6 protein-coding genes are annotated in these 6,522 nt (G+C 51.8%); 2 read left to right on the forward strand and 4 right to left on the reverse strand.

Annotation, left to right across the window (positions count from 1 at the left end; genetic code table 11):
• The first annotated feature begins 11 nt into the window (after nt 1-11).
• Nucleotides 12-572, forward strand: coding sequence for a hypothetical protein (locus tag GH784_RS23050; protein ID WP_112424760.1), 561 nt, complete (start codon nt 12-14; stop codon nt 570-572).
• A gap of 585 nt (nt 573-1,157) precedes the next feature.
• Here the strand turns inward: GH784_RS23050 and GH784_RS23055 are convergent.
• Both GH784_RS23055 and GH784_RS23060 read right to left on the reverse strand, forming a co-directional pair.
• Nucleotides 1,158-1,970 (reverse strand): glycosyltransferase family 2 protein, encoded by an 813-nt coding sequence (locus GH784_RS23055; RefSeq protein ID WP_153793846.1) that lies wholly within the window; start codon nt 1,968-1,970, stop codon nt 1,158-1,160.
• 3 nt (nt 1,971-1,973) lie between these two features.
• Complete coding sequence (locus GH784_RS23060; protein ID WP_153793847.1) at nt 1,974-3,872, reverse strand: glycosyltransferase; 1,899 nt, start codon at nt 3,870-3,872, stop codon at nt 1,974-1,976.
• A gap of 638 nt (nt 3,873-4,510) precedes the next feature.
• Between GH784_RS23060 and GH784_RS23065 the strand changes: the two genes are divergently transcribed.
• Nucleotides 4,511-4,816 (forward strand): hypothetical protein, encoded by a 306-nt coding sequence (locus tag GH784_RS23065; protein ID WP_112424764.1) that lies wholly within the window; start codon nt 4,511-4,513, stop codon nt 4,814-4,816.
• A 56-nt stretch (nt 4,817-4,872) separates the two neighbouring features.
• Here the strand turns inward: GH784_RS23065 and GH784_RS23070 are convergent, their stop codons facing one another.
• Nucleotides 4,873-5,229 (reverse strand): hypothetical protein, encoded by a 357-nt coding sequence (locus GH784_RS23070; protein WP_153793848.1) that lies wholly within the window; start codon nt 5,227-5,229, stop codon nt 4,873-4,875.
• A 637-nt stretch (nt 5,230-5,866) separates the two neighbouring features.
• The coding region (locus tag GH784_RS23075; RefSeq protein WP_153793849.1) for a nucleotide sugar dehydrogenase at nt 5,867-6,522 on the reverse strand (656 nt) is incomplete at its 5' end.

A 6,522-nucleotide genomic window follows, 5' to 3' on the forward strand; every position in this document is an offset into this window, starting at 1 on the left:
GGAGGGTATGCATGAAGATCACGATGCACGTTGAAGAAGTAGCCCTCCTCAGTTCCGTCATGAAGGGATCAGATTCGTATTTTGAGTTTGGTATGGGCGGCAGTACGTATCTGGCCGCAGGTTTAGTAAAAAATATCATTCACGCCGTTGATACTAGCCAAGACTGGGTTGACAAAGTCTCAGCCGCCATGGACGCGCAAGATAAAGAAGTCTCTCTTCGACGGGTGGATGTTGGCCCGACAGGCGAATGGGGGTTTCCCATCTCGCGGTTAAATGAAGCCAACTTCCCATCCTATTCACTGGCAATCTTGGAATCTGGTGTAAGTTACGACTTGTGTCTTGTGGATGGACGTTTCCGGGTCGCCTGTTTTTTGCAGGCAGTAAAATCGTTACGGTCCGACAGCGTCATTGCCTTCCATGACTACTCGGTTCGTCCAGAATATCATCTGGTTGAAAATTTTGCCCGACCTATTGCCACAAACCGTACCCTTACCCTGTTCGTCCGTCGTGCGGATTGCGACTTTACTAATCTTGACGCTACCCTCACTAAATACAGGCTCAACTGGGCGTGATCTGGATCCAGATACTGTCAATGCCGCGATGTCACACGTCTAGCCAACGCGGCTCGATTGCGAATACCTCAGTATATCTGAGGCCATAGCGAAACGCGCCAGTTTCGGGTTCAACTGTACGGTGCATCGAGCGCCTCGCAGATGGCTGGCTTAACAGCGAAATCCATAACCTTATGCCGCGGAGCTATGCCGACCCGTGCCGTGGCGGTTGATGCGTGGTGGCGGGACATCCCGCTTTCAGGGCAGATGAAGCAAATCGTTGCCGGGGCGCGGCGCTCGCCATTGATCTTTGATTGGTTTGCCAGATATTAGCTGACAACAAGACGCCTTTGAACACGCCAAACTCTTGAGGGACACCAATAAAAAAGCTTGTCCAATGATGAATTGCTCAGTGTGATAACGGGGCAGACCGCTATCATTTCGACGCTCATAGATGCCCTCATTGAAACGAAAACCTTGGAGCGTACGAAAATAGTGAACGCGCTCCATGAGACGCTGGCGAAGGCACCATCAATCCACAAGCCCGGCAGCGGCTCCATTCAAGCATCTGTTGAGCCTGCTGGAGGCCTAGAGCGTAAAGGCGTGTTAGGCCAACTCGCCCAACAGTTCCATAAGAGGCTTTCTATAGCGCTCCTCGATGATTTTGATTATATCGCCGCGATACTTCGGGTGCGCGACATCAAGGACCATCTCACGCGTCTCTATTCCGCTTCTTAATTGCTGCTCACGAGTGCTTCCAGTCCATACACCTTGAGCGTGCTGATGATAGACACTCAGTACCTCATCCAGGAAACAGATTTTACCGAACTGTTCTAGGTGAAAAGCAAGAGCAATTTCATTGAACCTGCCCTCGAAAAGGCGATCAGGAGCCGACCGAATAAGGTCTCCGTTAAATAGGCAACTGGAGAAGTTAGCAATCAAGTTCATCGAGGGGTCTTTAATGAAATCGTACCCACTCAACATACTAGGCAACCCCTGCTGACGCGGGAGAAGACTCTCGTCCCCAGACGGCAGCTTTCTCACCAAAATTTTTGAAAACACCAACGCGCAATTTTGTGTTTCAAGGGCAACATGCAACTGCTTCGCGAGTTTTTCGCTATCTGTCCAAATATCATCGCCTTCTAGCACCGCGATGAAGGCTCCGGTAGACATTGAAAACAGGCGTTTAAAGTTACCAGATATTCCAAGGTTTTCTTCTGGGCTTACATCTCTTAACAGGCCAGGATATCTGAATTGCCATCTCCTGATAGCGTCACGCGTCTTGTCGGTTGATCCATCGCTTGATACCAAAATCTCATGATCGAAGGGGCCGATCTGCTTCACCGCGCTAGCAATAGCCGCAGCGATGTACATCTCCTGATTATAGGCCGGAATTATTGTCGTGATACGGGGGAGCATTTATCAGGCCTCTTCGAGCGCACGAGAAAGAGTGATTGAGACACCTTCCGAGGCCCCGGCAGTCGCTGCGGGAAGAACGCGAAGTTTTCCATTTTGCGATAACGCCACCTCAGCATTACCCTTCGAGGTCAGCGTTAGCCCGATCATCCTTTCCAGCGCGTGTTCTAGCGCACCGTCTTGCCGGAAAATCTTGCTGTAGCCGGGCGATTCACACATATGCCTAGCAAGAGGAAGAAGGTCCAGTGGTCGAACCCATAGCATAGTACCAGCGATAAAACCCCAGCCATCCAATGCGGCTTCGTCCATTCCTAACTCATCGGCGAGCTTTTGCGTTCTCCTCAACGTCTCAGGTATAGAGTTTCTACGCCCTTCTTTGTAGAGGTCTCGCGAACCTGCAAGCACCACATTCCGGTTTTCCTTGAAAAGATCCACAATCGCTTGAATGTGAGAAGGGGATTCCAAAACGGAATTGAGCAGCTCGTTTCGCCACGAAGCGCCCCACTTTCCCACATTTCGCTTGGTGTGAATTTTGCAAACCAGACTGTAATTCTTCAGCGTCGGAATCAACTCAAGAAACGGCGCGATGTCAGCCCCATGATTGGGGAACCTGTAGACCGTTGCACTCGGAAAATCTGCCAGAAGCGCAGTCAGGCAGGGATCATCTTCCTTCAACGAAGTTGTAATGAACAAGTCAAAATCAAAGGGAATATTTCGCAGGTATGCCGCGCACCCATCCACGGAATCCGGATGGAACACATGGAAGACCACAGCGATGCGATAGCTTGAGGCATCGCAGATTGTTTTGGCAGTCTGGCTGTATGTTCTTGCCCGCCCACGGACGGCCCTAACCAAGTCTAAGACATCCGACTTATGCTCTTGATTGCTTATTCGAGCTATATTCCCGTCATAATAATGAACACCGACAAAAGGTGACCCCATAACTCTCGTGTGCGCGGCAATCTTCATAATGAAATCCCAATCAACGAGCCGTCTGAGGTTCTCATCAAATCGCGCCGTTTTAAATTCTCCTTCCCATCTAACGAAGAAGCAATTTAGATCTATGAAGTTTTCCCTGACGCAGGATTCGTAATCGAAGTCGGCATAAAGAACTGATTTTCGCCGCCCATGATCGTCAATGAGATCGGCAGCACAGTACCCCGCCGACAAGCTGCGTTTATATGCATTCTTCAAGCTCAACTCGACCATATCGTCACGCCAGGAGTTGTCCGAATCGAGGAAGAAAATCCACTCGCCACGCGCTGCGCTCAATCCGATATTACGAGCTCTCGATACCCCTCCAGACGCATCTTGCTTCAAGTACCGAATGCGATTGTCGGCAAAGCTAGCAACGACAGATTGCGTTTCATCTGTCCCGCCATCATCTATGATAATCAATTCCCAATTTCGATGCGTTTGCCGCATCACCGAGCGAATTGCGGTCTCGATCGTCGACATTCTGTTCTTCGTAGGCATCACAACAGACACCAGCGAAGGCGCCGTGTCGAAATTGACTTCACGAAGTTCGTCGGTCGCACCCCTGTCAAGACGATCGTTCCACTCGACGTGCCGTCTCACTAGTATCCTTTTGACAGGCACCCGAGACTCCTTATCGCCCGGAGCCATAAGTGGATAAACAGGCCTGTTCTCATTGCGTCCGTATTTAGCATAGTGAAGAAGTGGATTAAGGCCCGATCGAGCCACGTCGGGGTTTCCATCAATATAGCTTGGAGCGCAGAATTTTGGTGAGGGGCTACGGTTGAGGCGCCAGCCTATCCATAAATAGTGTTCAACTGGATCTATACCGAGCGTTTGGACTTCTGGATGGCGCTCAAGATACCAAGGCTCATCTAATAAACCCGACGCCTTGACAATATCTATGTCGCTTTGATCAGCCAGTTTCATCCTTCGCAGCCCTCAAAAATCACCGTTTAAAAGTTGTATATTTCAGTCAGCTTGTGAACGGTTAGCGGCACGCGGAAGTAGAGTCAACACAAAGAATCCTACGCAGAACTGCAAACTTTGGATTGTCATTGCCTTCTGTGGCAAACATGCGACGGTGCGCATGACGGAAGAGCACCTAGACATGCAACTCTTCTAGACGTTGTGTCTACGACATGGATACTGCCGCCCCCAAAGGAACCCTAAGCCAATTTCCGCCTACGCCGACCGCAAGGCGATCCAGAGTTGCCATTTGAGCAATAAAAGATCTTGTCAGTGACGACTTCGGAAGCAAACTCCGCAACCTTCTGGATTTAAGCTGCACCCCTACATCAAAGGCCGCGGTAGTAAGCGGCAAGCAGCCCCCATCTGGCGTCAGTAGCGCGGGCGCTATTGAGTATGACTATTCACCAGCTGTGAGCGTCTATTCCTGCGCCTATCTCTGGAACTAGAAACTTTCCTATGATCGAGGCCGTTCCAGAACGGTTCGAGGGCGCGCCGCTGCAGTTTCGGCGACGTTGGTCAGATGAATTCAAGGAGGAGCGGTGGCTGAGGCGATGGAGCCTGGAGCGAGTGTCTCGGCAATTGCGCGTCGCATCGGCATGGCACGCTCAACGTTCATCTATACGCTGAGGCAAGTCGCCGGCATGATCGGCGAAAATCTCGAACTGATCGAGGAAGTGACGGCCAACTCGGACAACATCTCCGAAGGGGAACTGGTTTACGTGAGCGATGGCAGTGAAGATGGCACGAAGGGTCTGACTGAGAATGGCATCGAAGAACTTCAAAGCCTACGTGCCGACATCAGGACGTGGGAGGGCGGTATCCGTGAGCTCCTCATTGACGCGCAGTGCGATCCCGAAATGATCGACCGCGTCATGGCCGATGAGATGAAACGCGTCCTATAACTTCCATCCATAGACTTGCCGAAAACGCGTTCGCCGGAACACCGAGGCCAACCCACTTAACCAGGAAATCGCTGGTGGCAAAGCCGGGCAAAATTAATCACAAGCGCGGCGTCTTTCTCTGCGACAGCAGTCAAAGAGTCCACATGCTTTTGCATGTAGGCTTCTGCATCGCTTTTAGTTCGCTGAGATCGCTCGAAAATGATTTCCGCCTGGGTAGCCAGCTCGTCGAATTTTGTTTGGTAGCCTGCGGACATTTTGGCATCTCCAGTTTCTTGGTAGACCTTTGCCATCAACGCAAAGGCCGCTCCACAATGGAAAGAATGCTCATCCGTATTGGGTCCAAGTTCCGCTGAATATTGACCGTAGCTCGGCGTTCCAAAAGCCACGACCAGAAGCAAAACAATCGCCCGCATCAAAAGCCTAACCTCTAAACGCTGAGGTTGTTATTCTAGCGTCGCACACACGGAAAACACCATCCCTCGCCTGGAAAATCAGTTAACCGGACGTTCATATCGAAACATGCCTGGATCTCGTGCGGGGATACGCCTGGGCCGCCGAGGTATTTATGGCCGCACCCATCGCAAGCGAATAGTCGCTCTAGGATTAGCTGCTTAGCCGTGTCCGGCGCGGTATGAGTTTTAATGTCGATGCAGTCGCCGCCAATATTAGAGAAGTGGAGATTGCAAAGCAAACCAGACTTAAGCTTCCCGCGCTGCGACCCGATACCATAATGGCCTGTATTGACAACCTCGACATCATCGATAGTCAATTTAAAGTCGCCATCGATAGCAGATATCATGCCTTCACCCCGCACAGACCCCGCAGAGCAAGTTTCGTTGCGTCCCTACACCCAGCTTTAACCGCTGAAAAAACGTACGTTACGTCTTGATATTGGGCAGTCAACGGCACGTTCTAGTGGAGTCAACCTCTCACAGGATTGCGAAAATGCAATCTTGAGATTAATTAGGCGCTCTGCCGTGGTACACAAAGGGTTTGGAAATACGCTGGTCTTCTCATTGAAGTGTCTGCGTTGTAATACGACAATTTGGATCACGAAAGACGTCCAACACTTCGATATAGAAACCCGTGCTCCTCGATTTCATCCGTGCGGTAGATATTGCGCAGATCAACCAGAACGGGGTTTTTCATGATGGCCTTCAGGCGCGGCAGATCGAGTGCGCGGAACTGGTTCCATTCCGTCACGATCACGAGGGCATCGGCGCCTTCGGCAGCCTCGTAGGGACCGCTGGCATAGTCGATATCCTCGATGACATGGCGGGCATTCACCATTCCCTCCGGATCGTAGCCGACCACCTTGGCGCCGCCGTCCTGGAGGGTCTGGATGATGGCAATCGCCGGGCTGTCGCGCATATCGTCGGTATTGGGCTTGAAGGTCAGACCAAGGACGGCGATCTTCTTGCCGCGCACGTCGCCACCCACCGCGTTGATGACCTTGCGGCCCATGGCGCGCTTGCGGTTGTCGTTGATGGCGATGGTGGTCTCGATCAGCCGCACAGGGGCGTCATAGTCCTGTGCGGTCTTGGCAAGCGCCAGCGTATCCTTGGGGAAACAGGAGCCGCCATAACCGGGGCCGGCATGCAGGAACTTCGCGCCGATGCGGCCATCGAGGCCGATGCCGCGCGAAATATCCTGAACATTGGCGCCGACCTTTTCGCATAGATCCGCCATTTCGTTGATAAAGGTGA

The organism is Agrobacterium tumefaciens (genome assembly GCF_009649785.1).
Classification (GTDB): domain Bacteria; phylum Pseudomonadota; class Alphaproteobacteria; order Rhizobiales; family Rhizobiaceae; genus Agrobacterium; species Agrobacterium tumefaciens.